Origin of the sequence: Gilliamella bombi (assembly GCF_900103255.1) — a bacterium.
In the GTDB taxonomy this organism is placed as follows: Bacteria; Pseudomonadota; Gammaproteobacteria; order Enterobacterales; family Orbaceae; genus Gilliamella; species Gilliamella bombi.
On the sequence record NZ_FMWS01000104.1, the window covers coordinates 1 to 901 of the forward strand.

Annotated in this window: 1 protein-coding gene; it reads right to left on the reverse strand. The window is 41.5% G+C overall.

Going from position 1 to position 901, the window contains the following annotated elements; genetic code table 11:
* Positions 1-901: elongation factor Tu (tuf, locus tag B9N71_RS12400; protein ID WP_085166120.1), on the reverse strand; the 901-nt coding region annotated here is incomplete at its 3' end.

Consider the following 901-nt stretch of genomic DNA (forward strand, 5'->3'; position numbering starts at 1 on the left):
GTGTGATTGAACCTGGTTTTGCAAGTACTTGACCACGTTCAATTTCTTCACGTTTTGTACCACGTAGTAATACACCAACGTTTTCACCTGCACGACCTTCGTCAAGTAATTTACGGAACATTTCAACACCAGTACAAGTTGTTTTAGTGGTTGGCTTGATACCAACAATTTCAACTTCTTCACCAACTTTGATTACACCGCGTTCAACACGACCAGTTACTACTGTACCACGTCCTGAAATTGAGAATACGTCTTCAATTGGTAATAGGAATGGTTTGTCGATATCACGCTCTGGCTCTGGAATGTAGCTATCTAATGCTTCTGCTAATTCAACAATTTTGTCTTCCCATGCTGCATCGCCTTCTAACGCTTTAAGCGCAGAACCACGAATGACTGGTGTATCATCACCTGGGAAATCATATTGAGATAGAAGTTCACGTACTTCCATTTCAACTAATTCTAATAATTCTTCGTCATCAACCATATCACATTTATTTAAGAATACGATGATGTAAGGAACACCTACTTGACGACCTAAAAGGATGTGTTCACGAGTTTGTGGCATAGGACCATCTGTTGCTGCTACTACTAAGATAGCACCGTCCATTTGTGCCGCACCAGTGATCATGTTTTTAACATAGTCAGCATGGCCTGGGCAGTCTACGTGTGCGTAGTGACGAGTTGGTGTATCGTATTCAACGTGTGAAGTGTTGATGGTGATACCACGTGCTTTTTCTTCTGGTGCGTTATCGATTTGATCGAATGCACGAGCTTGACCGCCGTATTTTTTAGCAAGTACAGAAGTAATTGCAGCAGTTAAAGTTGTTTTACCGTGGTCAACGTGGCCGATTGTACCAACGTTAACGTGGGGTTTTGTACGTTCAAATTTTTCTTTAGACAT